Origin of the sequence: Streptomyces axinellae, from assembly GCF_039532135.1 — a bacterium.
GTDB lineage: Bacteria > Actinomycetota > Actinomycetes > Streptomycetales > Streptomycetaceae > Streptomyces > Streptomyces axinellae.
In genome coordinates this window covers 48816-74309 of record NZ_BAAARJ010000016.1, presented here as the reverse complement: position 1 = coordinate 74309, position 25494 = coordinate 48816, and the positions used below count along the sequence as shown (strand labels likewise).

22 protein-coding genes and 3 pseudogenes are annotated in these 25494 nt (G+C 70.9%); 12 read left to right on the top strand and 13 right to left on the bottom strand.

What is annotated here, in order from left to right:
* Nucleotides 1-97: 97 nt before the first annotated feature.
* The 3 genes from ABD339_RS23110 to ABD339_RS23100 all read right to left on the bottom strand — a co-directional run bounded on the left by ABD339_RS23110 (nt 98) and on the right by ABD339_RS23100 (nt 4692).
* Nucleotides 98-1582 carry an amino acid permease gene (locus ABD339_RS23110; protein ID WP_344568339.1) on the bottom strand — a complete coding sequence of 495 codons (1485 nt, stop codon included), beginning with the start codon at nt 1580-1582 and terminating at the stop codon, nt 98-100.
* 435 nt (nt 1583-2017) lie between these two features.
* Nucleotides 2018-2818: a TetR family transcriptional regulator gene (locus ABD339_RS23105; protein ID WP_344568338.1), complete on the bottom strand. Its 801-nt coding sequence runs from the start codon at nt 2816-2818 to the stop codon at nt 2018-2020.
* 89 nt (nt 2819-2907) lie between these two features.
* On the bottom strand, nt 2908-4692 hold the full coding sequence (locus ABD339_RS23100; RefSeq protein ID WP_344568337.1) for a 3-hydroxyacyl-CoA dehydrogenase family protein: 1785 nt from the start codon (nt 4690-4692) through the stop codon (nt 2908-2910).
* 339 nt (nt 4693-5031) lie between these two features.
* Here ABD339_RS23100 and ABD339_RS23095 point away from each other — a divergent pair, with 339 nt between their 5' ends.
* Nucleotides 5032-5640, top strand: coding sequence for a HEAT repeat domain-containing protein (locus ABD339_RS23095; RefSeq protein WP_344568336.1), 609 nt, complete (start codon nt 5032-5034; stop codon nt 5638-5640).
* Nucleotides 5641-5821: 181 nt separating this feature from the next.
* Nucleotides 5822-6327 (top strand): annotated as a pseudogene (locus ABD339_RS23090) (pyridoxamine 5'-phosphate oxidase family protein).
* Nucleotides 6328-6398: 71 nt separating this feature from the next.
* Here the strand turns inward: ABD339_RS23090 and ABD339_RS23085 are convergent.
* Nucleotides 6399-6794, bottom strand: a complete 396-nt coding sequence (locus tag ABD339_RS23085; RefSeq protein ID WP_344568335.1) for a RidA family protein — start codon at nt 6792-6794, stop codon at nt 6399-6401.
* Between the two features lie 114 nt (nt 6795-6908).
* Nucleotides 6909-7973, bottom strand: a complete 1065-nt coding sequence (locus ABD339_RS23080; protein ID WP_344568334.1) for an Rv2578c family radical SAM protein — start codon at nt 7971-7973, stop codon at nt 6909-6911.
* Nucleotides 7974-8161: 188 nt separating this feature from the next.
* On the opposite strand from ABD339_RS23080, the gene ABD339_RS23075 reads away from it, so the two are divergent.
* The 7 genes from ABD339_RS23075 (at nt 8162) to ABD339_RS23045 (ending at nt 17659) form a co-directional block, all read left to right on the top strand.
* The gene (locus ABD339_RS23075) at nt 8162-8626 is read left to right on the top strand and encodes an SRPBCC family protein (RefSeq protein WP_344568333.1); all 465 of its coding nucleotides are present in this window, start codon (nt 8162-8164) and stop codon (nt 8624-8626) included.
* Between the two features lie 231 nt (nt 8627-8857).
* Nucleotides 8858-11887: a DHA2 family efflux MFS transporter permease subunit gene (locus ABD339_RS23070; protein WP_344568332.1), complete on the top strand. Its 3030-nt coding sequence runs from the start codon at nt 8858-8860 to the stop codon at nt 11885-11887.
* Between the two features lie 189 nt (nt 11888-12076).
* Nucleotides 12077-12751 (top strand): PAS domain-containing protein, encoded by a 675-nt coding sequence (locus ABD339_RS23065; protein WP_344568331.1) that lies wholly within the window; start codon nt 12077-12079, stop codon nt 12749-12751.
* 95 nt (nt 12752-12846) lie between these two features.
* The gene (locus ABD339_RS23060) at nt 12847-13680 is read left to right on the top strand and encodes a M55 family metallopeptidase (RefSeq protein WP_344568330.1); all 834 of its coding nucleotides are present in this window, start codon (nt 12847-12849) and stop codon (nt 13678-13680) included.
* Complete coding sequence (locus ABD339_RS23055) at nt 13673-15103, top strand: M20/M25/M40 family metallo-hydrolase (protein ID WP_425576067.1); 1431 nt, start codon at nt 13673-13675, stop codon at nt 15101-15103. The genes ABD339_RS23060 and ABD339_RS23055 overlap by 8 nt, the downstream gene beginning before the upstream one ends.
* A 4-nt stretch (nt 15104-15107) precedes the next feature.
* Nucleotides 15108-17138 carry a S9 family peptidase gene (locus ABD339_RS23050; RefSeq protein WP_344568329.1) on the top strand — a complete coding sequence of 677 codons (2031 nt, stop codon included), beginning with the start codon at nt 15108-15110 and terminating at the stop codon, nt 17136-17138.
* Nucleotides 17135-17659, top strand: coding sequence for a DinB family protein (locus ABD339_RS23045; protein WP_344568328.1), 525 nt, complete (start codon nt 17135-17137; stop codon nt 17657-17659). The genes ABD339_RS23050 and ABD339_RS23045 overlap by 4 nt, the downstream gene beginning before the upstream one ends.
* A gap of 75 nt (nt 17660-17734) precedes the next feature.
* Here the strand turns inward: ABD339_RS23045 and ABD339_RS23040 are convergent, their stop codons facing one another.
* Entirely contained in the window at nt 17735-18679 is a 945-nt protein-coding gene (locus tag ABD339_RS23040) for an aminoglycoside phosphotransferase family protein (RefSeq protein WP_344568327.1), read from the bottom strand.
* Nucleotides 18680-18945: 266 nt separating this feature from the next.
* Between ABD339_RS23040 and ABD339_RS23035 the strand changes: the two genes are divergently transcribed.
* From ABD339_RS23035 to ABD339_RS23025, 3 genes and pseudogenes are all read left to right on the top strand, one after another.
* The gene (locus tag ABD339_RS23035; protein ID WP_344568326.1) at nt 18946-19647 is read left to right on the top strand and encodes a 4'-phosphopantetheinyl transferase family protein; all 702 of its coding nucleotides are present in this window, start codon (nt 18946-18948) and stop codon (nt 19645-19647) included.
* Between the two features lie 47 nt (nt 19648-19694).
* Nucleotides 19695-19919: a LapA family protein gene (locus ABD339_RS23030; protein WP_344568325.1), complete on the top strand. Its 225-nt coding sequence runs from the start codon at nt 19695-19697 to the stop codon at nt 19917-19919.
* A gap of 283 nt (nt 19920-20202) precedes the next feature.
* Nucleotides 20203-20541, top strand: a pseudogene (locus ABD339_RS23025) (DUF5107 domain-containing protein); the annotation flags it as partial.
* A gap of 106 nt (nt 20542-20647) precedes the next feature.
* On the opposite strand, the gene ABD339_RS23020 reads toward ABD339_RS23025, so the two are convergent.
* The 7 genes and pseudogenes from ABD339_RS23020 to ABD339_RS22990 all read right to left on the bottom strand — a co-directional run bounded on the left by ABD339_RS23020 (nt 20648) and on the right by ABD339_RS22990 (nt 25470).
* Nucleotides 20648-21580 carry a hypothetical protein gene (locus ABD339_RS23020; protein ID WP_344568324.1) on the bottom strand — a complete coding sequence of 311 codons (933 nt, stop codon included), beginning with the start codon at nt 21578-21580 and terminating at the stop codon, nt 20648-20650.
* Between the two features lie 371 nt (nt 21581-21951).
* Nucleotides 21952-22257 (bottom strand): hypothetical protein, encoded by a 306-nt coding sequence (locus ABD339_RS23015; RefSeq protein WP_344568323.1) that lies wholly within the window; start codon nt 22255-22257, stop codon nt 21952-21954.
* Nucleotides 22254-23008 (bottom strand): annotated as a pseudogene (locus tag ABD339_RS23010) (recombinase family protein). Before ABD339_RS23010 ends, ABD339_RS23015 begins: the two are co-directional and overlap by 4 nt.
* Nucleotides 23005-23262, bottom strand: a complete 258-nt coding sequence (locus ABD339_RS33870) for a zinc finger domain-containing protein (RefSeq protein WP_425576066.1) — start codon at nt 23260-23262, stop codon at nt 23005-23007. The pseudogene ABD339_RS23010 and the gene ABD339_RS33870 overlap by 4 nt, the downstream one beginning before the upstream one ends.
* Nucleotides 23263-23581: 319 nt before the next feature.
* Complete coding sequence (locus ABD339_RS23000) at nt 23582-23941, bottom strand: VOC family protein (RefSeq protein ID WP_344568321.1); 360 nt, start codon at nt 23939-23941, stop codon at nt 23582-23584.
* A 161-nt stretch (nt 23942-24102) separates the two neighbouring features.
* A complete protein-coding gene (locus ABD339_RS22995; protein ID WP_344568320.1) occupies nt 24103-24912 on the bottom strand; it encodes a methyltransferase domain-containing protein in 810 nt (269 codons plus the stop codon).
* 108 nt (nt 24913-25020) lie between these two features.
* Entirely contained in the window at nt 25021-25470 is a 450-nt protein-coding gene (locus ABD339_RS22990; RefSeq protein ID WP_344568319.1) for a CBS domain-containing protein, read from the bottom strand.
* Nucleotides 25471-25494 lie beyond the last annotated feature (24 nt).

The following is a 25494-nucleotide window of genomic DNA, read 5'->3' as shown; positions in this document are numbered from 1 at the left end:
CAGGCAGCCGCCGACCCCAGCAGACCCCGCACCCCGAACCCGCGGGTTCCCGTTCCCGGCCCCGGCTCGGCCACCGTCCGGCCGGGATCACCCGGGGCTACTCGCCGCCCGTCCGCTCCGGGGCGCGCTCGTGCATCGTGCTGTGCCGCCGCCCGTAGAGGGCGTAGATGATGCCGCCGAGCACCATCCAGCCGGCGAAGCGCAGCCATGTCTCGGTCGGCAGATTGAGCATCAGCCACAAGGAGGCCAGCACCGAGGCGATGGGCAGTGCCGGTACGAGAGGCGTGCGGAACGCCCTGGGCAGGTCCGGGCGGGTGCGCCGCAGGATGATCACGCCCAGTGCGACGACGACGAACGCGAAGAGGGTGCCGATGTTCACCAGCTCGGCCAGCTCGGCGATGCTGGTGAAGCCCGCGACGATGGCGACCAGGACGCCCAGCAGGATCGTGGAGCGGTACGGCGTCTGGAAGTGGGGGTGGACGCGGGAGAAGAACCGGGGGAGCAGCCCGTCGCGGCTCATCGCGAAGAAGACGCGGGATTGCCCCAACAGCAGGATCATGCACACCGTGGTGAGGCCGATCGCCGCGCCGAAGCTGATCAGCCCCGCCCAGAAGGGCTGGCCGACCGCCTTGAACGCGTCGGCCAGGGGCGCCTGGACGGTCAGCTTCGTGTACTTGCGCATGCCCGTGACCACGATCGAGACGGCCACGTACAGCACGGTGCAGATGACCAGGGAGCTGAGGATGCCGCGCGGCATGTCGCGCTGGGGGCGCCGGGTCTCCTCGGCCGCCGTGGCGACGACATCGAAGCCGATGAAGGCGAAGAAGACGACGGCCGCCGCGGTGAAGATGCCCATCACCCCGAACGCGGTCGGCGCGTAGCCGGACATCAGCTGGATCAGCGGTGCGGTGAGCCCCCCGCCGCCCGTCGCGCTCCCCTTGGCCGGTGGGATGAACGGCCGGTAGTTGTCGGCCGTGACGAAGAAGGCTCCCGCGATGATGACCACCAGCACCACCCCGACCTTGATCGCGACGATGACGGTGGTGACACGGGCCGACAGTTTCATGCCGAGCACCAGGATCGCCGTCAGCGCCAGCACCAGCACACAAGCCAGCAGATCGAAGCCGAAACCGGTCTCGGGGGTGGTGCCGGAGAGCCACTGCGGCAGGTGCCATCCGGCGTTGTCGAGCAGTGAGCGGACATAGCCGGACCAGCCGACCGCGACCACCGCGCACCCCAGCGCCAGCTCCAGCACCAGGTCCCAGCCGATGATCCAGGCGGGCAGCTCACCCAGCGAGGCATAGGCGAAGGTGTAGGCGGAGCCGGCCACCGGCACGGTGGAGGCGAACTCGGCGTAGCACAGCGCGGCCAGCGCGCACACCGCGCCCGCCACGGCGAAGGAGATCGCCACCGAGGGCCCGGCCATGGTCTTGGCGATCTGCCCGGTCAGTACGAAGATGCCGGTGCCGATGACGACGCCGACGCCGAAGACGGTCAGGTCGAGCGCGGAGAGCGACCTGCGCAGGCCCCGCTCCGGATCGTCGGTGTCGCGGATGGACTCCTCGATGGACTTGGTCCGCAACCAGGGCCGGAGGCCCTTCGTTCCGCGGGATTCTGGCCCAGCCGCCACTGCCGCACCTCCACGTCGCTGTAGGGCGTCATGGTTCCCGTTCAGCGGGCTCGTGGCCCGGAACGCGGCGTGGGCGGGCCCGCAATTCACCCGACTCACCCGGCGCACCCGAATCCCCCGAAGGGGCCCGCCCCGCCCGCGAGAGCCTCACCCCGCCCGGAACAGCCCAGCCACGGGAAGAGGCTGCCCCGCCGTGGGAGGGGGGAACGCCGCGGACGCGAAGGATCCGGCCGACTGGGCGGCGTCCGGAAAGGGGCGGCGGTCCGGTGCCCGGATCAGCGGCCCGGCGCCCCGGAACGGTCAGCGAGCCCGGCGCCCCGAAACGGCCGCTTCGGCGCCCGGCCGATTCGGTCTGCGTCGGCCGGCGTCGGCACCGGCCCGAGGCGGTCAGCGGGCCAGCGCCCGCTCGATCGTCGCCATGATCTCCCCGAGCGGGGCGTCCGTCCGCGCGACCGTCACCAGGACCTCCTCCTGGCGCTCGACCGCGACGGACTGTTCCGTCACCGGGCGGTTCGCGCCGAAGCCCGTGCCGAAGGTGCGCCGCACGATCGCGAACGCGTGATCGAGCTGGGACTCGACATCCCCGACGCCGCCCGAGCGCAGCCACCGGCGCAGCACATGGTTGTGCGCCGTGACCACGGCGGAGGCCGCCACCTCGGCGAGCAGCGGCTCGTCATAGCCGCTGACGCCGTCGCGGTGCGCCTCCTCGTCGAAGTGCCCCAGCAGATAGCGGGTGAACAGCCGCTCGTAGCGGGCGACGGAGGCGATCTCCCGCTCGCGCAGCGCGGGAACCTCCCGGGTCAGCTTGTAGCGCTCGACGCTGCCCTTGGGCGACGAGGCGTACATTTTCATGACTTCCTTGATGCCCCGGCAGACGGTGTCCAGCGGGTTCTCGTGCGGCGGCGCGGCCTCCAGCACGGCCTGGGCGCGTACGAGGGTGTCGTCGTGGTCGGGGAAGATGGCCTCTTCCTTGGAGCGGAAGTGCCGGAAGAAGGTGCGGCGTGCGACGCCGGCCGTTGCCGCGATCTCGTCGACCGTCGTGGCCTCGTATCCCTTTGTCGCGAAAAGCTCCATCGCTGCGGCGGCCAACTCGCGGCGCACCTTGAGGCGCTGGGTGGCCGCGCCGCTCGCACGCGTCGTGGCCGCACGAGTCGTGGTCGTACGGGAGTTCTTCGCGGACTCTGACATGTGCTGAACGTTACATGCCGTGACCGCTCCGGTGGGCGGGGCGGCCTGCCGGGGATCCAGCAGCCCGCCCCACCCCTCGTGGCCGCCGGTCACCGGCGCGCGTACTCGCGGAAGCCGCGCCCGGTCTTCCGGCCCAGGCACCCTGCCGCGACCAGGTGTTCCAGCAGCGGCGCGGGCGCCAGGGAGGGGTCGCGGAACTCGCGGTGCAGCACCTGCTCGATGGCCAGTGACACATCCAGCCCGACGACATCCAGCAGCTCGAACGGGCCCATCGGGTAGCCGCCGCCGAGCTTCATCGCGGCGTCGATCTCATCGAGCGAGGCGTAGTGCTCCTGGAGCATCTTCACCGCGTTGTTCAAGTAGGGGAAGAGCAGCGCGTTGACGATGAATCCCGCACGGTCCCCGCAGTCCACCGGATGCTTGCCCACCCGCGCGCACACCTCGCGGACCGTGGCGTGACTGTCCGGGGCGGTCAATACCGTGGCCACCACCTCGACCAGCTTCATGGCCGGGGCCGGGTTGAAGAAGTGCATGCCGACCACGTCCCGGGGGCGGGAGGTGGCGCGGGCGCAGGCGATCACCGGAAGCGAGGAGGTGGTGGTGGCCAGCACCGCGCCCGGCTTGCACACCTCATCCAGCGCGGCGAACAACTGCCGCTTCACCGCGAGATCTTCGGCGACCGCCTCGATGACCAGATCGGCCCCGGACAGCGCCGCGAGCGACCCGGCGGGGGAGATCAGCGCGAGCGCCCCGTCCCGCTCCCGCGCACTCAACCGCCCCTTGCGCACCGCGCGTTCCAGCGACCCCGCCACCTTGTCCTTGGCCGCCCGCGCCTTGTGCTCGCTCCGGGCGGCGAGCACCGTCGGACAGCCGGCCCTGGCGAAGACCTCGGCGATGCCGGCGGCCATCGTCCCCGACCCCACGACGCCCACCGCGGCGACGGGACGGCCTCCGGCGCGGGGTGCGACCGGATCGGGGGTGAGCGCGTCGGGGACCACGGTCCCCCTGCCGGGCGCCTCGTAGGTGTAGAAGCCGCGCCCCGCTTTGCGGCCGGTCAATCCGGCGTCCGAAAGCTGGCGCAGTACCGGCGCGGGGGCATGCAGCCGGTCGCGCGAGCGGTCGTACATCGCGTCCAGAACGGTGCGCGCCGTATCCACTCCGATCAAGTCGAGCAGCGCGAGCGGGCCCATGGGCAGGCCACAGCCCAGCCTCATGGCGGAGTCGATGTCCTCGCGAGTGGCGTAGCGCGACTCGTACATCGCGGCGGCCTGGTTCAGATAGCCGAACAGCAGGCCGTCCGCGACGAATCCGGGACGGTCACCGACCGCGATCGGATCCTTGCCCAGTTCCCGTGCCAGCGCGGTGACGGCGGTGACCGCTTCCTGCGAGGTCAGTACCGAGGAGACGATCTCGACCAGTCTCATGGCCGGCGCCGGGTTGAAGAAGTGCAGTCCCAGGACCCGTTCGGGCCGGTCGGAGTCGGCGGCCAGCCGTGTCACCGACAGCGCGTTGGTGCCCGTGGCCAGGATGGTGCCGGGCTTGACGACGGCGTCGAGGGCGGCGAAGACCTGGCACTTGGTGTCGTAGTCCTCGGGCACGACCTCGATGACCAGGTCCGCCTCCGCGGCTGCCTCCACCCGTGTGCGGGTCCGCAGCCGCGCCAGCACCTCCTGGCGCTCGCTCTGTGTCATCCGCTCGCGCCGCACGGCCCGCGCCGTGGACGCCTCCAGGGCGGCGACGGCCTGCCGGGCGGCTGCTTCGTTCGTGTCAATGCCGATGACCTCTCGCCCGGCGCGGGCGAGAATGTCGGCGATGCCGGTGCCCATCGTGCCGAGGCCGACGACGGCGATGGTGCGCAGGGGAGGACGGTCCATCACGGGACTCCAGAGGGTGCGACACAGGCCCCGGACACGGGGCGCGGCTGATGAGGGTGAGGGTTCTGTGCACTACCGGGCGCACGGGCGTACGTACGCCGCAGGCAGGGGAGTTACAGGTCAGGCCCCTTCGGCGGGCCCTGTCCCGGGGCCCGGCCGTGAGCCGTGCCGTATGCGCGGTGCTCCGCGCCGAACCGACGTCACTCTCGGCGGCTGCGTCACCAGGCCGCCTGAGCGGGGGTGCCGCTCTGATGAGCACCGTAACTCGTGGGTAACCAGAATGCCAGGGGCAGGAGCACTTCCGAGGCTGTGGCACACAGCAGGTGAGGGGGAAGCGTAGTGGGCGACGCATTCCGAGCGCTGATCGACCGAGTGCGGCCAGAGGCCGAGCCCGTCGAGTACGCACGTCTGGTCACGCTGGCCAGGCAGCGCGGCCCGGAGGCGCGCGACCAGCTCGCTTCCGTGCTCGTGGAGGCCGAACGGCCGCTGTGGGCCCGCGAGATCGCGGCCTTCGCGCTGGGCAGCGCGGGAGACAGCAGGGCCTTCGAGACCCTCGTGTTCATGCTGAACTACCGGGATCCCACGCGCTGCGCCAGCGCGGCACAGGCGCTGGAGAAGCTGCGCGATCCCCGCACGGCCAAGGCGGCGGCAGCCCTGGCCACCAACGAACTGCGCACCGCCTACGCCCTCTACCCCGTACGGTTACTCACCGCGCTGCGGGCCCCCGAATCGGTCCCCACGCTGATCAACGTCCTCCAGCGGCTGCTCATCGGACCGTTGCACTACTGGCCGATCGCCGAGGCGTGCGTCCTGGGACTCGGCGCCCTCGGCGACAAGCGCGCGGTGCCCGTGCTCGACGCCGCGGCCGAACACCACAGGCTCTCCCCCTCGGCGAAGGCCGCGCTGGCCCGCATCCCCGCCCCGTCCTCGGCCGGCCGCCATACCTGACTCCGCAGTTTCCCCGGCCTTGGCCGCCATACCCGACAGAAGATGTCCGGTTGCCGCGCCAGCTTCCCGCATGACGAGGAGCGAGCGGGCACAAGAGCCGACAACCGAGCCGACGGAGGGGCTGAGGGGCGAACCGGGGGAGGGGAGAGGCGAGCAGTCGGGCGCGGGTGAGGGGGCCGGTGTGAGCCGGGCGGGCTTCGCGCAGGCGGAGCCGCACTTCGCCGGCCGGGGCGCGGCGGCGGCGCTTCGAGCGCCACACGCACCACGTGCTCGCCACCTTGCGCAAGGACGGCTCGCCCCGGCTCACCGGCCTGGAGGTCGGCTTCCGGGAGGGCGAGCCGTGGGCTGGGCATGATGCCCGGCTCGCTCAAGGCGCTGGACCTGCGACGTGACCCCCGCTTCTGCCTGCACGCCAATCCGGGCGCCGGATCGGGGATGGACGAGGGCGACCTCCGGGTCTCGGGGCGCGCCGTGGAGGTTCGGGAACAGGCGGGGCTGGAGCGCTGGGCGGCCGGTGCGCCCGAGGGGCGGGTGCCGGAGACCTTCCATCTGTTCCGGGCCGAGTTGACGGAGGTGGTCGGGGTCTCCATCGAGGATCCGGGCATCGTCTTCAGGATCTGGCACCCGGGCCGCCCCCTGCGCACCGTTCGGCGCGGCAACGACGACGCGCCGCCGCACGAGGACTGACACCGCCCGCCGGGGGGCCGATGCCGCGCGGCGCACAGGGCCGTTGCCGCGCGGCGGGCGGGCTGCGATGCCTACCCGACGACGGCGAACGCCTCGATCTCTATGAGCAGTTCGGGCCGCACCAGCCCGGCGACCTGGACCGCGCTGCAGGCGGGGAGCCGTTCGGGGTCGAGGTAGGTGTCCCGGACCTGCCGCAGCGCGGGCATCACCGACAAGTCGGTCACGAAGAAGGTGAACTTCACGACATCGGCGAAGGTGGCCCCCGCGCCCTCCAGGCAGCGCTGGAGGTTGGCGAACACCTGCCGCGCCTGCGCGGCCGGATCGCCTTCGCCCACGACCTTGCCGTCCGCATCGACGGCCACCTGGCCCGAGACCGCGACGAATCTGCCCTCTCCCCACACGACATGGCTGAAGCCGTTGCCGGGAGCGAGACCGTCAGGGGTGGCGATGTGAGTGAGCGGTGACATGCCGAGAGACTCGCATACGGGTCCGACAGTGCGGCCCGTCGCCCGCTCTGCCTGCTGCCTGCTGCCCGCTGCCCGCTGCTCGTCGGCCGGGGCGGAGCGGTGGTCGGCGGCAGGTCAGAGCAGGGTGAGCTGGGTGCAGTGCGCGTCCTCCGCCTCCCGCGCCGGGCGTTCCTCCGGCGCGGAGGGTGCGGTCCTGGCCGGTGACTCGATGCGCCGGGCCGCGCCGGGGGAGGAGGGGCCGACGCCGTACTCGGCCGCCAGTTCGTGCACCTGGCGCGTGATGCGTCGCTGATACCACTTGGGCGCGTACGGGCCGTTGGCGTAGAGCGCCTCGTAGTGGCGTACCAGGTGCGGGTGATGCCCGGTCAGCCAGCGGAAGAACCATTCGCGCGCTCCGGGCCGCAGATGCAGGGCCAGCGGGGTGACGGAGGTGGCACCGGCCGCGGCGATGGCGCGGACGGTCTGGCGCAGCTGCGCGGGTGAGTCGCTCAGGAAGGGGATCACCGGCGCCATCAGCACCCCGCAGGGGATGCCGTGCCCGGCGAGCGTACGGACGACATCCAGCCGCCGCTGCGGAGCGGGCGCGCCCGGCTCGACCGTGCGCCACAGCTCCTCGTCGGTGAAGCCGACCGAGACGGAGACCCCGACGTCGGTGACGGCCGCCGCCGAGCGCAACAGGTCGAGGTCGCGCAGGATGAGTGTGCCTTTGGTGAGGATCGAGAACGGGTTGGCGCAGTCCCGCAGCGCGGTCAAAATGCCCGGCATCAACCGGTATCGGCCCTCTGCTCGCTGGTAGCAGTCGACATTGGTGCCCATGGCGATGTGCTGGCCGTACCAGCGCGGACCGCTCAGTTCCTTGCGCAGCAGCTCGGGTGCGTTGACCTTGACGACGATCTGGGAGTCGAACCCCTCCCCGGTGTCCAGGTCGAGATAGCTGTGGCTGCGCCGGGCGAAGCAGTACACGCACGCGTGCGAACAGCCGCGATACGGATTCACCGTCCATTCGAACGGCATCCGGGACGCTCCGGGCACCCTGTTCACCAGGGAACGGGCCCTGACCTCGTGGAAGGTGATCCCCCGGAACTCGGGGGTGTCGAACGTCCGGGTGGTGACGGCGGAGGTCCCGAAGAGCGCCGGCGCCGCGGTCGGCCCCTTGTCGCTCAGTTCGTCCCAGCGCATGTGCGGCCTCCTCGGTGGTGGTGTCGCGTCCTTCTGGCGGCGCTGTCGCTTGCTCGTCCAGAATAGAACACCTGTTCCCCGGATCTCTGTCAAGGCGGATTTTGGCGGCCGACGCGAGGGTGATTGGCTGGGCGCCATGTCCGCAGCGCCCCGCGGAAGCCCGTGGGGCGCCCACCACTGGAGGAGTTATGGCGCAGGTCGAGGCGACCACACAGCGGGAGATCGCCGCCGGTCCCGACGAGGTGTTCGACGCACTCGCCGACTACAGCGAGACCCGGGCCGAGCTGCTTCCCGGGCACTTCAGCGAGTACGAGGTCAAGGAGGGGGGCGACGGCGCGGGCACCGTCGTGCACTGGAAGCTCCAGGCCACCAGCAAGCGCATCCGCGACTGCCTGCTCGACGTCACCGAGCCCTCCGACGGGGAGCTGGTCGAAAAGGACCGGAATTCCTCGATGGTCACCACCTGGCGTGTGACCCCCGGCAGCAAGGAGAAGACCGCCCGGGTCACCGTGACGACCGTGTGGAACGGCGCGGGCGGCATCGGCGGCTTCTTCGAGAAGACCTTCGCCCCCAAGGGCCTCGCCCGCATCTACGACGAGTTGCTCGGCCGCCTGGCCGCGCATGCCGAACAGGGCGGCGCGGCAACGGAGTAGCGCGGCGGGGCGTCGCGCCGCTCACCGGAACGAGTGGTTTTCACCGCGGGGCCGAGGTGCGCCGGTGGTACCGGCCCCGCGGCGAAAGCCCCTGCTCGGCCGCCCGACAGACGCCCCGGGCAACGGAATTGAGGATCCTGACGCCCACGGCACGCGCCCGGACCTTGCTTGAACGCTCTTGTCGTGCAATGCGAGAAATACTCCCCCGGATGAAGCGGCAAGGGGAGTGCGATGGGCGGAACCAGCGGGGCGATCCTCGACAGCAAGGACGATGAGAACCCCGCATGGCGGGCGTACGGCGGCGATACGCCACCCGAAGTGCGGGACCACCGCCCCGCGTTGGCACCGGCGGCGGTCGAGGTCAGCGTCGAGATCCCCGGCGGCTACGAGGCCCCGGCGGAGCGGACACCGGAGCGGACACCGGCGGCGCCGGGTCTCCCGGGTGCCGTGCCGGGCACCGCGATGCGGGGCGGCGCGGCGGCGGGCGACGCGGCGCCGGGCGGCGCGGTGCCGGAAGGAGTCGAGTACCCGTACCTGGCACACGGCTGGGGCGGGCACTTCGCCTGGGAGCCGACCGGACCGGTGTCTCCTGGACAGGAGCCGGCCCCGCCCAGCCCCTCCGAAAGGCCGGCACCCGGTCATGTTCCGCCGGAAACAGTCGAGTCCGTTCAGTCCTTGCCGGTCAGAGACCCCGCGTGGGCCACCGTGCGGGAGCCCGCGCCGGAAGCGTGGCCCGACCCGCCATCGGATGCCGGGCCGGAGTCCGGGCGCACCGGATGGCAGGGCCCCGGGGAGCCGGCGGACCCGCCGCAGCCCCCGGACCCGGCGCGGACCACGGGCCCGGAGCAAGCACCGGATACGGCGCAGGCAACCGATACGGCGCAGGCCGTTGACCCGGCGCAGCAGGGCGCGGCGCTCAGCCCGCGCCGCCTGCGGCTCGTCTTCGGGGCCCTCATGCTCTCGCTGCTGCTCGCCGCGCTCGAACAGACCATCGTCGCCACGGCACTTCCGAAGATCGTCGGAGAGCTCGACGGACTGCGGCAGATGTCCTGGGCGATCACCGCCTACCTGCTCGCCGCCACCATCGGACTGCCCGTCTACGGCAAGCTCGGTGACCTTTTCGGCCGCAAGGGACTCTTCCTCTTCGCCATCGCCGTCTTCACCGCCGGATCGGCCCTCGCAGGCTGGGCGGGCTCCATGCAGGAGCTGATCGTCTACCGCGCCCTCCAGGGGATGGGCGCGGGCGGCCTCATGATCGGCGTCCAGGCGATCATCGCCGACGTCGTACCGCCTCGCGAACGCGGGCGCTACATGGGCCTGATCGGCGCCGCCTTCGGCCTGGCCTCGGTGGCCGGCCCGCTGCTGGGCGGCTGGTTCACCGACGCCCACTCCTGGCGCTGGTGCTTCTGGTTCAACGTGCCGGTCGGCCTCCTCGCCCTGGTGGTCACGGCGCTCGCCCTCAAACTGCCCCGCCCCCGCGTACGCCCCCGGCTCGACGTGCTCGGCGCGCTGCTATTGGCGGCCTTCTCCACCTGCCTCGTCCTGCTGACCAGCTGGGGCGGCACGACCTACGAATGGGGCGATCGCGTCATCGTCGGCCTGGCCGCCGGGGCGGCGCTCAGCGGGCTGCTGTTCCTCGTCGCCGAACACCGGGCCGCCGAACCCGTCCTGCCGCTGCGGCTGTTCCGCGACTCCGTCTTCAACATCACGGGCCTGGTGGGCGCCGCGATCGGCATCGCCCTGTTCGGCGCGGCCAGCTATCTGCCCAGCTTCCTGCAGATGGTCGAGGGCGCCAGTGCCACCAGCTCGGGGCTGCTGATGCTGCCGCTGATGTGCGGCGTCGTCGTCTCCTCCACCCTCGCGGGCCAGCTCATCTCGCGCACCGGCCACTACCGGATCTTTCCCATCCTGGGCTGCGCGCTCTCGGCCGAGGGGATGTGGCTGCTCTCCAAGCTGGATGAGGAAACCTCCCGCCAGGTCTTCGGCATCTGGTCCGGCATCCTCGGCCTGGGTATCGGCTTCGTACTGCCGGTGCTGATCCTGGCCGTGCAGAACTCCGTGAGCGCTGCCGACCTCGGCGCGGCCACCAGCGCCAACAACTACTTCCGGCAGATCGGCGGCAGCGTCGGCGCCGCCTTGTTCGGCACACTCCTCGCCGAACGCCTGGCCGACGCGCTCCTGCGCGACATGCCGCACGCACGCGACGGCGAGCTGCCCGACCCCGACTCGGTCACCCCGCAACTGGTGCACGCGCTGCCCGCGCCGCTGCGGGATGCCTACATCCACGCGTACGCGGACGCGATGCCGCGGATCTTCCTCTACCTCGTGCCGGTGCTCGCCCTCGGACTCGGGCTGGCCCTCTTCCTCAAGGAGAAACCACTGGTGTCTCAGCACATGTCCGTCCCCCAGGCCCGCGCGGCCGACGACCTCCCCGCACCGGCCCCCGCCCCGGCGGCGGAGACCGGCGGCGCGGCGCCCCAGCTCCAGCCGGTGCCCTACGCGGCGGGAGTCCCGCTGTGCGGCACGGTCCGCCACCACGACGGCAGCACCGTGCCCCGCGCCGCGCTCACCCTGGTGGACACCTCGGGACGGCAGATCGGACGCGGCGCGACGGGCGATGACGGCCGCTACGCGCTGAGCACCCCGGGCGAGGGCGCCTATGTGCTCATCGCCGCCGCCGGAGGGCACCAGCCGCGCGCCGTCAGCGTCACCGTCGGGGAGCGGCCGGTCGATCTCGACGTGGTGCTGGGCGGCGCGGGCCGGCTGGCGGGCAGCGTGCTCACCGCCGACGGCACGCCCGTCAAGGACGCCGTGGTGACTCTCACCGACGTACGCGGGGAAGTGGTGGCAAGCACCCGCAGCGGGCGGGAGGGCACCTACGTCATCACCGAACTCGTCGCGGGGGAGTACACCCTGGCCGCGAGCGCCCCCATCTACCGCCCCGCCGCGCTCCCCGTCTCCGTGCAGGCGTCACGCGAGACCCGGCAGGACATCGAACTGGCGGGCGGCGCCGTGCTGCGCGGCACCGTGCGGGCCAGCGGCGGCAGGCCCGTCGAGGACGCCAGGGTCACCCTCCTGGACGCGGCCGGCAACGTGGTGGACACCGCGACCACGGCCGCGGACGGCATCTTCCGCTTCGTCGATCTGGCGTCCGGCGAGTACACGGTGGTAGCCGCCGGATACCCGCCCGTCGCCACCGTGCTGCACATCGCCGGCGGAGGCCGCACCGAGCGCGACCTCCAACTCGGCCACGAGGACTGACGCCCCGGCGGACCGGCCCGGGACACCGGCCGGGGGCTCACTCCCGGCTCCCTTCCGCGCCATTCCGCTCCGGCGCACCCCCCGTTCGTGCGTTGCCCCGCCCCTGGCCGGCCATCCGCTCTACCGTGGACGTGGCCGCGCCAGGAGCGGCCCGGGACCGGCCACCGCCGGAAGGGAGGACTGGCTTCCATGGAAAGTGAGCCGGACATCGCCCAGGGGCCAGGGACGGCGGAGAACGTCGTAGCCGTACGCGGCTGCGTGCCCACCGCCGCCATCACCATCGACGCGCGCGGCACCATCCTGCACTGGGGTGCCGGGGCACGCGCCCTGTTCGGCCACCGCCGCCAGCACGCCGTCGGGATGCCGGCCGGTGAAATCCTGCCCGTGACAGGCGCGCTGAACGCCGCCGCGCGCCCCGGCGACCACCACTGGCTCGACGGTGCCGGAGACCTCGCGGGCGCGGGAGACCTCATGGCGGGCAGAGCCCGGGTCACCGCCGGCGCCGACCGCGCCGACACCGCCGGGCGGGCCGACGTGCTGTGGTGGGCCTATCCGCTGCCCGCCCCGTCCTCCGCCCGGCTGCTGGTGCTCGCGGTGGACGCGGCCAGGCTCCAGCGCCAACGCGGCCTGCGCGGGGCCAGGTTCGCCCCCGGTTTCGGCCCGCACCGCTGGTTCCCCGAGGCCGCGGAACTCGCCGCCCGGCTGCCCGGCATGCTCGGCCGCCCCGGCCGTGAAGCCGCCGCGCGGCTCGTGGCCCGGGTCCTGAAACTGGGCTGCCCCGTACTGGAGGTCAGCCGCCCCCTCCTCCTCGACGACCCGGCGCTCGCCGCGCTGAACGCGCAGGTCAGCGGGCGGTGTGGATAACTCGCTCACCCGCCCGAGTGGAAACAGCTGGTGTGGACCAGTGGAGTTATCCACAGGGGTGTCCTGGCGTTTGGCGACCGCGTAACGTTCCGGCCATGAAGATCCTCATCAGCGCCGACATGGAGGGCGCCACGGGAGTCACCTGGCCCGCAGACGTGCTGCCCGGCACGCCCCAGTGGGAGCGCTGCCGATCGATGTTCACCTCGGACGTGGACGCGGCCGTCAGAGGCTTCTTCGCCGCGGGCGCCGATGAGGTGCTCATCAACGAAGCGCACTGGACGATGCGCAACCTCCTGCTGGAAAAGCTGGATGAGCGGGTGGAGATGCTCACCGGCAGACACAAATCGCTCTCGATGGTCGAAGGCGCCCAGCGCGCCGACGTGGACGGCATCGCCTACATCGGCTACCACACCGGAGCCGGCACCGAAGGCGTCCTCGCCCACACCTACCTCGCCAACACCCTGACCGGCGTATGGGCCGACGGCGTACGCGCCAGCGAGGGCTACCTCAACACCCTGGTCGTCGCCGAGTTGGGCGTCCCGGTCATCCTCGTCACCGGCGACGACCGCACCATCGAGGACGCCAAGGGCTACGCCCCCGAAGCCGAAGGCGTCGCCGTCAAGGACTACGTGTCGCGCTACGCCGCCGTCTGCCGCACACCGACCCGCACAGCCGCGGACATCGAAGCCGCCGCACAGCGCGCCGCACCACTGGCCGTGCGCCACACCCCCCAGAACACTGAACCGCACACGATCGAGATCGAGTTCGACGCCGAACACCTGGTGGGCGCCGCGACAGTCGTCCCCGGCGTCGAACCGTCGGGCGAGCGCCGGGTGACCTACACCTCCCCGAGCGCCTACGACGCCATCCGCTGCTTCAAGGCCGTCACCACCGTCGTCTCCTCCGCCGTGGAGGAGCAGTATGGCTGAGCTGGAGGAAGGCACCATGACGCCTGGCGTCCCCGACCACCTGGACACCCGGGTCTTCGACGAGGTGGTGACGGCCACCTCGGAGCTGATCCGCATCGACACCACCAACAGGGGCGGCGGCGAGGGCTCCGAGCGGCAGGCCGCCGAATACGTCGCCGCCGGGCTCGCCGAAGCCGGTATCGAGCCCGCACTGCTGGAGAAGAAACCCGGCCGCACCAACGTCGTCGCCAGGATCGAGGGCACCGACCCGACAGCCGGCGCCCTGCTGGTGCACGGCCACCTGGACGTGGTGCCCGCCGAGCCCGCCGACTGGAGCGTTCACCCGTTCTCCGGTGAGATCCGCGACGGGGTGGTGTGGGGGCGCGGTGCGATCGACATGAAGGACGCCGACGCCATGGTCCTCTCCCTGGTGCGCGCCTGGGCGCGGGCAGGAGTGCGCCCGCCGCGCGACATCGTCCTCGCCTTCACAGCGGACGAGGAGGACAGCGCCGAATTCGGCTCCGACTACCTGGCGGAGCAGCACGCCGAGCTGTTCGAAGGCTGCACCGAAGGCATCAGCGAGTCGGGCGCCTTCACCTTCCACACCGGAGACGGGCTGCGGCTCTACCCCGTGGGGGCGGGAGAACGGGGCACGGCCTGGCTCAAACTGACCGCCCACGGCCGCGCCGGACACGGCTCCAAGATCAACCGCGCCAACGCTGTCAGCAGGCTCGCCGCCGCGATCCACCGCATCGGCGAGCACGAGTGGCCCGTCCGGCTGACCCCCACCACCCGCGCGGCGCTCGCCCGCCTCGCCGAGCTGCGCGGCCTCCAAGCCCCCGGACCCGAGCTGACCGACACCGAAGTGGACACGCTCCTGGCAAAGCTGGGGCCCGCCGCCGCACTGATCGAACCCACCGTGCGCAACAGCGCCAACCCGACCATGCTGGACGCCGGCTACAAGATCAATGTGATCCCCGGGACGGCGACCGCCAGAGTCGACGGCCGGATGCTGCCCGGCGCCGAGGAAGAGTTCCACGCCACCCTCGACCAGCTCACCGGCCCCGATGTCGAATGGGACTTCCAGCACCGCGAGACCCCCCTCCAAGCCCCGGTGGACTCCCCGCTGTTCGCCGCCATGAGCCAGGCGCTGGAGCACTTCGACCCCGGAGCACACGCCCTGCCGTACTGCATGTCGGGCGGCACCGACGCCAAACAGTTCTCCCGCCTAGGGATCGTGGGCTACGGCTTCACCCCCCTCAAGCTGCCCGAAGGCTTCGACTACCAGGCCCTGTTCCACGGCGTGGACGAGCGCGTGCCCGTCGAAGCCCTGCACTTCGGCGTCCGAGTACTCGACCGGGTCCTCCTGGCCGACGGCACCTGCGGGCCAAGCAGCCCACGCCCCACCGCCCACGACGACGCCCCCACCCCGTCAGGAGGCTGACCCGATGCCCCTCCAAGCCCCCTACGGCACCTGGCCCTCGCCCATCGACGCCGCACTCGCCGCCGCGCACGACGGGCGGCCCGAATTCCTCGGCGCCGTCGGCGACGAACTGTGGTGGACCGAACCCCGCCCCCAGGAAGGCGGACGGCGCGCCCTGATGCGGCTCACCGGCGAGAGCAGGGGCCCCGCCGTCAGCGTGCTGCCCGCACCGTGGAACGTCCGCAACCGCGTCATCGAATACGGCGGCCTGCCCTGGGCGGGCGTGCCCCGGGCCGAAGGCGGACCGCTGGTCGTCTTCACCCACTTCGCCGACCAGCGGCTCTACGCCCTGGAGCCCGACGCGCCGGACGAGAGCGGGCCCAGGCCACTGACACCGCTCTCACCCGCCACCGAAGGCGGACTGCGCTGGTGCGACCCGATCGTGGTGCCCGAGCACGGCGAAGTGTGGTGCGTGCTGGAGGAGTTCACCGGAGACGGCCCCACCCAGCTGCGCCGAGTGCTGGCGGCCGTACCCCTCGACGGTTCCGCCGCGACGGACCGCGCCCGGGTGCGGGAACTGACCGCGGACGAGGACCGGTTCGTGACCGGGCCGCGCCTTTCCCCCGACGGACGCCGGGCCACCTGGCTCGCCTGGGACCACCCCGCCATGCCCTGGGACGGCACCCGGGTCAAGGTCGCCGAAATCGCCGAAGACGGCACCCTGAGCAGCACCCGGGTCGTAGCCGGGGGCCCCGAGGAGTCCGTCGCACAGGCCGAATTCGCCCACGACGGCTCGCTGCTGATCGCCTCTGACGTGAGCGGCTGGTGGAACCTCCAGCGAGTACAGGTCACGGCAACGGAGACTGCGGGCACGCGACGGCCGGTCCCCGTGCCGCTCTGCCCCCGCGAGGAGGAATTCGCCGGGGCCATCTGGAAGATCGGCCAGCGCTGGTTCGCCCCACTGCCAGGCGGACTGATCGCTGCCTTGCACGGGCGCGGCGCACAGCGACTGGGCGTGCTCGACCCGCAAACCGGCGAACTGGTGGACACCGCCGGCCCCTGGACGGAGTGGGCGCCCGCGCTCGCCGTCACCGACACCCGTGTCACCGGCATAGCAGCCAGCCCCCGCACCTCCTACGAGATCGTGGAACTGGACACCCGGACCGGGCACACGGTTGTGCTGGCCGCCCAGCACGAGGACCACATCGACCCGGCCTACTACCCCGAGCCGCAGATCCGCACCTTCACAGCACACGACGGGCGGGACATCCACGCCCACATCTACCCGCCCCACCACCCCGACCGCTCGGCACCCGCCGACGAGCTTCCGCCCTACGTCGTATGGGTGCACGGCGGCCCCACCAGCCGGGCATCCCTGGTACTCGACCTGGAAATCGGCTACTTCACCTCGCGCGGCATCGGCGTCGCGGAAGTCAACTACGGCGGATCGACCGGCTACGGCAGGGAGTACCGCAACAGGCTGCGCGGACAGTGGGGCGTGGTCGATGTCGAGGACTGCGCGGCCGTGGCGCGCACCCTCGCCGACGAAGGCACAGCCGACCCCGCCCGCCTGGCCATCAGAGGCGGCAGCGCCGGCGGCTGGACCAGCGCGGCCTCGCTGACCTCTCCCGCCACAAAGGGCCTCTACGCCTGCGGCACAGTCACCTACCCCATCCTCGACCTGGAGGGCTGGGCCACAGGAGAGACGCACGATTTCGAGTCGCAGTACCTTGAGTCGCTGGTCGGCCCGCTCGCGGAGTGCCCGGGCCGCTACCGCGAACGCTCACCGCTGCACCGGGCAGACCGAGTGGCGGCCCCGTTCCTCCTGCTCCAGGGGCTGGACGACGTGATCTGCCCCCCGGTGCAGTGCGAGCGGTTCCTGGAAGAGGTCAAAGGCACAGGAGTGCCGCACGCCTACATCGCCTTCGAGGGTGAGGGGCACGGCTTCCGCATGGCCGAGACCATCGTGCGCGCACTCCAGGCCGAACTGTCGCTCTACGACCAGACCTTCGGGCTGAGCCGACAGGACGTGCCGAGTCTGGAACTCGGCTCATGAACACTCCGCCCCTTCCCGAAGGCGAGCCCGGCCCCGCACTCGCCGACCCGCACACCCTGCTGGAGGGCTACCTCGACTACTACCGCCACGCCCTGCTGCGGAAAATCTCCCAGCTGTCGGAGACCGAGCTGCGCATCGGACGGCTGCCCTCGGGCTGGACACCACTTGAACTGGTCCGCCACCTGGCGCATGTCGAACGGCGCTGGCTGGTGTGGGGGTTCCTGGCAGAGAAGGTGCCGGACCCCTGGGGCGACCACGACGGCCACAACGGCTGGCACGTACCCGAGGAACTCAGCGGCGCGGACGTCATCCAGGCGTTCGAGGCCCAGTGCGCACGCTCGCGGGAGATCACGGCCGCGGCGGAACTGGATCAGCGGGCCGGGGTGGGCGGGGGTTTCTCCACCCAGGAGGAGACGCCGACCCTGGCCTGGATCCTCTTCCACCTCCTCCAGGAATACGCCCGCCACATGGGTCACCTGGATGTGGCAGTGGAGCTGGCAGGAGGCGCTGTTGGAGAGTGAGAAGAGGGAGCCGAGAAAGCAAGCCGACGGGAGGGAGCAGAGAGAGCAGGCAGAGAAGAGGGAGCCGGAGGCCGGTCACAGCTCCGCGACGTCCGCGAGGATGCGTGCCTGTCGCATCATCTGGACGCTGCGGCCAAGGTCCTCGTCCTCCTCGACCGACCAGAGCACGTACTCGACATGGCGGGCCACCGACCAGGCCCGGATACGGGCCGGATCCTCATCCAGAGCCTCGGCCACGAGGGCCGTGCGGTGGCGCAGAACGTGGTGCGGGTCGGGATGGGCGAAGGGATCATCGACCTGTTCGAGCAGTGGCCACAGCTCGAAGGCCGGATCACCGGTCATTGGCTTGGCATCGATGGCGAGCCAGGGGGCGCGCCGGGCGGAGAGGAGGTTGCCGGGATTGAAGTCACCGTGGACGAGGACCTCGCGCTGCGCTGAGCCGGGCAGATCCCGCAGCAGCCGGGACCCCAGCCGGAACAGGCCCGCATCCAGCTCGGCGGGCCAGTCACGGTCCGCGCGCTGGTCGGCCAGATCGGCCCACTCGGCCGCGACCCCACGCACACTGCCCACGCCGAGGGCCCGCGCCCGCTCGGTGTCGGCCGACCACAGCCGGCGCAGCACATCGGTGGCCAGCAGGAGCCGGTCGTCGGCCGGAATGTCCTCGGCGCGGCCGAGTTCAGTGCCTGGCTCGCAGCGCTCCAGCAGCAGGGCGTAGAGCGCCGCGTCGCGCTCGTACACGCGCACGGCACCGTTCCCGTCCCACAGGGCGAGCGCCGCACCCTCGGTCCGGGCTTCGGGGTGCGGCCAGGTGAGCTTGAGCACGGCGGTGGTGCCATCGGCCCGTTCGACGGGCGCCACCCAGGAGCAGCTGCCGCCGTGGTAGGGCGCACCGAAGCGCAGTTGCCACCGCTCGCGCATCGTCTCCACCAGCGCGGGCAGCCCTGCGAGCCAGGCGCGCCCGTCGGCGGTGCGGCGCATGTCGTTGAGCACGGGCAGCGTCGGCGGAAAGAGTTCGGTCACAGCGCGATCCAGGGGGCGAGGGGAGGGGGTGGGGGGAGGGGCCCCCACCGTAGGCCGCACGATGTCGCTGCCCCAACACTTTTCCCCTGGCCGTGGCCCTGGCCCCCTGCCCCGCCCATTGCTCCTTGACCCCGGCCCTTGCCCCTGCCCTGCCCCCCGGCTCTTGCCGTCGCGCACAAAACCCCGGCGCAAGGGGCTTTCGCGGGGGCGGAGTTGTGTGGGGTCCGGGGCAGCGCAGTGTCACCTTGGTCGGGTATTTTCCACCTATGACCACCGCCGCGTCCGGGACCACCGACCCCGACCCCACTCGCTGCCCCGCTGTTCACGTGGTGCGCGTATCCGAGCATGCTGCCGACGCGCGGAAGCCCGGAGCCCTGGAGCAGCTGTCCGTCGAGGAGCGCGAGCGCGCCGCCGTGTTCATGCACGAAGCCGACCGCGATCGCTATCTGGTCGCGCACCTCGCGCTCCGCCGCGAGCTGGGCGTGCTGCTGGGGGTGGCGCCCGGTGAGGTCCGCCTCGGCCGCGCGGACTGCCCCGTGTGCGGGGGCCCGCACGGTCGGCCCGGTGTGCCGGGCGATCCGCTGCACTTCTCGCTCTCCCACGCGGGCGATCTCGTACTGCTCGCGTTCGCCGCCGTGCCCGTCGGCGTGGATGTCGAGGAGCACCCGTCGCTGCGCAGCGCCACCGAGACGCTGGGTGCGCTCCACCCGCGTGAGCAGTCCGAGCTGAGGGCGGTGGCGGATGCCGAGCTGCCCGCCGCGTTCGCCCGCTGCTGGACGCGGAAGGAGGCGTATCTCAAGGGGACGGGCTCCGGGCTCGGCGAGGATCCCTCGGTCACCTACGTCAGCGCGCTCGGTGAGCCTGCCGCGGTGCCCGGCTGGCGGCTGACGGACCTGCCGGTGCCCACGGGATACGCGGCGGCCAGCGCGCTGCGGCTCACTCTTTCGGGTGAGGCACCCACACGGTAGGACCGGCCTGCCGGGCGCATGGCGGGCGGGCTGCCCAAGGTGAAGTCATGACTCCGAAGAATGCCGGCGGCTCGCGCGACGGCGGCCTGGTCACGCCCGGCAGGCTCGTTATCGCGGTGCTCTCCGTCCTAGCGGTCATCTTCATTTTCGAGAACACCAGGCACGCCAGGATCCGGCTGCTGATTCCGGAAATCTCCATGCCGCTGTGGGCAGCGCTGCTGGCCACAGCCGTCGTCGGGTGGCTGTGCGGCAGGTTCTTCGTGCGGCGCTGAGAATCTCTTCGCTCCGCCGCCGGTCCCCGCCGCCGGCCCGACAGCCCGCCCGCCTCCGCCGATGCCCCGCCCTCGCAGGTAGCCCGCCCGCCCCTCGCTGACGACCCGCCGGCCCCACCAGCAGCCCGCTCGCCCCCCACCAACAGCCCGGTCGTGGCGGTGACTTCACCGTCCGGGACGATCCGGACGATCTGGCGCGCCGGGCGTGACCGTGTTCCATGGTCATCGGGGGTCCCGGTATGGCGGCGGCGCCCGTGGAGACGCATGAAGGAGCGAGGTTGCCGTGGCCACGACCGTACGACGCGACACTCTGACCCTGCCCGCCGCACCCCTCGGCCCCGAGAATCCGCTGCCCGCGCTGCTGCCGCTGGAGGAGGCGCACACCCTGGCGGAATCCGAACGTGCCGCGCTCCCCGCAGAGATGGCCCGGCAGGTGGGTTACGGCCCGCTGCGTTCCGTTCTGCCCACCCGGATTCTCGACGGATACGGCAGGCAGCGCGCTCCCGCCTCGCTGGACACCCTGGTCATCGAGAACGACCGACTGCGCGTCACCGTGCTGCCGGGGTTGGGCGGCCGGGTCGGCTCGCTGTTCCACAAACCGTCCGGCAAGGAACTGCTCTACACCTACCGTCGATGAACCAGCGCCCTGGCAATCGCCCTGCCTCCTGCCTGCTGGGCGCACGGAAAAGGCTCAATGTTAAGAATCGAGGTCAACCCTACGGAACCCCTTATCGAGATTTTCTACCGCTCTGAGGACGCAACCGCCTTGTTACCGCAGCAATCGCTTGCTGTGGCCGCCAGCTTTGGACTGAAGAACCGGAGGAAGTGGCGGCCTGATTTCTGACGTTGTCAGTAGGGGTGAGCAGCCTTGCTGCCGCAGCAATCGCTTGCTGTGACCGCCAGTTTTGGACCAAGTCCTTTAGGGGCAAGGTGATTGCCTGACCGGCTCTAAGCTGCTCGGTGATGGACTCTAGGGCTTGTTTGGTCTGGTCGTCCCAGGAGAAAAGAGTGGCGGAGCTTCCGGCTCGAACAATGCAGTCTTTGATGGCGTCGGCCACGGTGGAACTGCCGCGATCTGACGTGCGCATATGTGATCCGATTTCGCGAAGCATTAGCCTTTGGACACGGTCATTTCCCACACCCGCGCCAGCCCACTTTTCCCGAAATTCTTTTGCAATCACTTCACCGCAGACTTTGTGCATCCATTCGATATTTCCTTCAAAGTACTCACGGTTGCCGGAATTTATCTGAAGGCCGTCTACTTTTGCTGCCGACAATGGCGAAGCGAGTGTTCTATCGTTGGCCGCTACCGCTACTATGTCGGCCGGAGGGATTCGCTGTGTGGTGACCTGTTCATCCTGGAAAAACCACTGTTCTGGACGGTGGCTCTTGTCAGTGCGTATCGCGACCGCAAAGCGAGCAGGCTCCATTGTATACCTCAAGAATGAGTTATAAAGCTCGCCATCCTTGGCGGTTGAACCGGGGGACCTTGATACGCATACCTGCCACCACTTACCGTCCTCGGACTGAGACGAGGCCGGCAGACCCTCATGTAGGATTTTATCCAGAACTCCAAAGTCCATGGACTGGACTGCATGCCACTTAATTGAGGGGTCGTCAAGAGCATCCAAGAACTCCAGTCTTTTCGAGTCCTCGACCATCGGTACCACTCCTTCGATTGGCTACGCAGCCCTGACGTCAACGTCCAAGGGTTGTCCCGCAACTCTAGAGACGGCGTGTCGGCGTCCGGTTCGACCTGGTTGGCCGGAGGCCCGTTGAGACTGTGAGCCGGGACGGAACCAGACAAGTCGATCCGGCCGTGATGCCCCATGAGTTTCCGCCCCGAGTTGCGGGACAACGCTTAGGCGGCGTCAAGAACATGAGCGAGCTGCAACTCATAAACGATCCTCACGCCAGTCGGGTTCATCGCAGGGACCCGGCGTTTGCCCGGCTCGTTCGAGCTTGGGTCGGTTGACGTCGGTGGCAAGCCCCAGAAGCAGGCCAACACGGCCCCTGTGGATCATGGGGTTCTCTACGCTTCAAAATCCACGAAGATGCCGTGTTCGTCCCACCAATCGCCGAGTTCGCGCGCCGCCTCGCGCCAGTTCGCGGTGAGCTGGAGCAGGTGCTCGCTGTCGTGGCGGTAGCCGGGCGGCGGGGTGTTCGGGACGGTGGGCCAGAGGATGGTGGCGGCGAACCGGAGTCCGTGCATGGCGGCGGTGGCGTGGGCGTCGACACTGCCGCCTTCCAGGCGCCGCAGCATGTCGAGCCGGGCTGCGGCACCGAGGAGTTCGTCGTACACCTTCGCGTACTCCTGCGCGCGCGGTGGCGAGGTCATCCACGGGGGGCGCCCGCGGCGTTCGCTTGGGGCTGGGCCTGGAGCCGTTCGCGCAGTTCGATCTCCTCGGGGGTGAGCGGGTCCTCGGGCCGGCGGGCACGGACGGGCTTGGGCCGCAGCGGCAGGCCGTCGTCCACCGCGGCGGCCTCGGCGAGGGCCCGGTAGAGCGAGGCGACCGAGGGGGACTTGCCCGCGTTTTCCCGACCTTGATGGTGAGCTTCTTCGCGATCTCCGGGACGGGGACGCCCTTGTCCTTCAGGGTGACGGCGAAGGTGAGCATGTCGTCGTCGATGACCTGCGGGTGTTCCGCCATGGTTGCCCTTGGACGCGGCGACGACCTGGCCTTCGAGGGTCTTCTCCCGGATGTAGTTGCGCTCGATCTGCCCGGCGACGGCCAGCACGGCGAAGAACATCGCGCCCAGGCCGTTGGGGTCGTAGATCCCGGTGAGCGGACCGGTGAGGAGTTCGAGCTGGATACCGCCGGCCTGGAGCTCGGCGGACAGCGTCATCATCTCGGCCGCGTTCCTGGCCGGACGCTTCAGCTCGTGCACCGTGAAGATGACCGGCGTCTCCGGCGCGGCCTCCTTGAACTGGTGGGCCAGCGCGAGCGCCTTCTCCAGCTCGGGCCGGACCTTGATGCGGTGCTGATCTGCTCCTTGAAGACCTTGTGGCACCCTCTCCGGTGGAGGGCTTCGAGCTGGCTCGCCAGCTCCTGGCGGGCGGTCGATGTCCTTGCGTACCCGATTCTCACCGGTCGCTCGGTGCGGGGCGCGGGGACGGCGAGCGCCGGTTGCTGCTTCCATGCGCGGCCAGGAGCGCGGTCGGCGGGGACGGAGATCTCCAGTTCCTCGCGGAGCGCGGGGACGAGCGGACGAAGCGCGGGGTGTGGTACTTCGCGGCGGTCTTCCCGCCCCGGGTGCGGCAGGCGCTGCCGGCGGGTGCGTCACAGTTCGGGCAGTCGTGACGTTCTAGCGCAAGTGCTGCCTGATCGGGCGTCAAATCCATGGAGACAGTCGCCAACTCCCCAGCAAAGCAGTGTCAAAAATTCTGACAGCAACACCGGTTTCCCGGACCGTTCCTACTCGGACCCCGGGCTTCGAGGCCGATGATCTTCGGGAGGGCGAGGAAGTCCTCAGCGATACGTGGGCCGCGCTCACGGACGAACCCCTGCCCGACCGCTACGACTTCCGCATGCGCCCCGCTCGGCCCTGATCCGGACCGGTTCGTTCCGATCCGCTCCGCTCCGATCCTGGCCTGGCCAGGTCAGGCCCTGTCCCCGTCCACCGGCCCTTCACGCGCCGGTGGACGGGACGGGCCCGGGGCGTCACTCCGCGGACGGGCCCTGCCGGTCCACGTATTCGAAGACGCTACCGTCCGGATGGCGGGCGATCAGGTTGCGGCCGATGGGGGTGGGCATGGGGCCCGCGATGACCTCGGCGCCCACGGTGTGCAGGTCGGCCAGGGCCTCATCGACGTCCTTCACGGCGAGGGTCGCGGCGATCTTACGAAGGATCTCCAGGTGCCCTTCGGGGCCGCTCATCAGGACGAAGGGGCCGACGGCCGCGACCGATACCGGGCCGTTCTGGAAGCGGACCGCCTCCGCGCTCGTCAGCCGCTCGTACACCGGTACGGCAGCATCCAGATCGTCGACACAGACGCGCAGTGAGGTCCCCAGAATATCCATGCGCCCAGCCTAATTGCGTCCTCGCCGGAGAGCCCAACTGCCATGGGGGCGACGGTGATCAGCCGCGCGTACACGCGCAGGAGCACCCGCATACCCGCGCACGCTCACGCACGACCTCGCGCACCCGCACCTCGCGCACCCGCACCCCCGCGCGTCCTGCCTCAGACCCGGCAGAGGATCTCCCCGTGCACCACCGTGAACCAGCCGTCCTCCTGCTCGCCCCAGGTGCGCCACGCCGTGGAGATCCGTTCCAGGTCCTCGCGGCTCGCCAGCCCGCCCGCGACCGCGATGCCGGCGTAGCTGGAGGCCACCGTGCGCTCGGCCCACAGGTCGCTCCACCAGGCCCGCTCCTCGGGTGAGGAGAAGGTCCAGGTGCTGGTGGTGAGGGCGACATCCGTGAAGCCCGCCTCGCGCGCCCACGCGTGGAGCCGACGTCCGGCATCCGGGGTACCGCCGTTGGCGCGGGCCACTTTCCGGTAGAGGTCCTGCCATTCGTCCAGCACCGGGGTGTCCGGGTACCAGAACATTCCGCCGTAGTCGGCGTCGCGCACGGCGACCAGGCCGCCGGGCGCGCATACCCGGCGCATCTCGCGCAGCGCGGCCACCGGGGCGCCCACGTGCTGGAGTGTCTGGTGGGCATGTACGACGTCGAACGACGCGTCCGGGAAGCCGAGCGCGTGTACGTCGCCGACGGTGAACTCCACGTTCGGCAGCCCGCGTTCGGCCGCCGTCGCCCGCGCCGTCTCCAGTACGCCTTCGGCGGCGTCCAGGCCCGTGACCGAGCCTCGCGGGGCGAGCGCGGCGAGGTCGGCGGTGATGGTGCCGGGGCCGCAGCCGATGTCGAGGACGCGTGCGTCGGGCCGCAGTTCGGGGAGCAGGTAGGCGGCCGAGTTGGCCGCCGTACGCGCGCGGTGGGAGCGCAGGACGGAGTCGTGGTGGCCGTGGGTGTACACGGCGGTCTCGTGTGCCATGCATGTACATTGCTCGCGTCTTGCCATGCGAGCAACATCATTCCATTATTTGGACAGTCGTATGCGGGTGCGCGTCATATCCGTTCGGACGCTGTGTGCGTGTGCGCGTCACATCCAGCCGACCGCGCCGTCCTGCCGCCAGCTGTCGGGTGCCGCCCGGCTGATCTGGGCCAGCGCGGAGTCCGGGTCGTTCTCCTGGGCGAGGTCCCCGATGCTGACCACCCCGGTCAGCTTCCCGTGGTCCAGCACGGGGAGCCGCCGGACCGCATGCGCCCGCATCAGCTGGATGGCCGCCACCACCTCCATGTCGGGCCCCACCGTCACCGGGTCGGGGGTGCAGACCGACCGGCAGCTCACGCCCAGCGGGTCCACTCCGTCGGCGACGGCGCGCAGCGCGATGTCGCGGTCGGTGAGCACCCCCACCAGCCGGCCCTCCTTGGCCACCAGTACGTCGCCGATGTCCTGCGCGCGCATCAGCTGCGCCGCCTCGACCAGTGACGCGTCGGGACGCACCGTCGTGGCCGCCGGCGTCATGACTTCCCTCACGAACTGTGCCATCGTCTCGTCCCTTTGCCGCTCTTC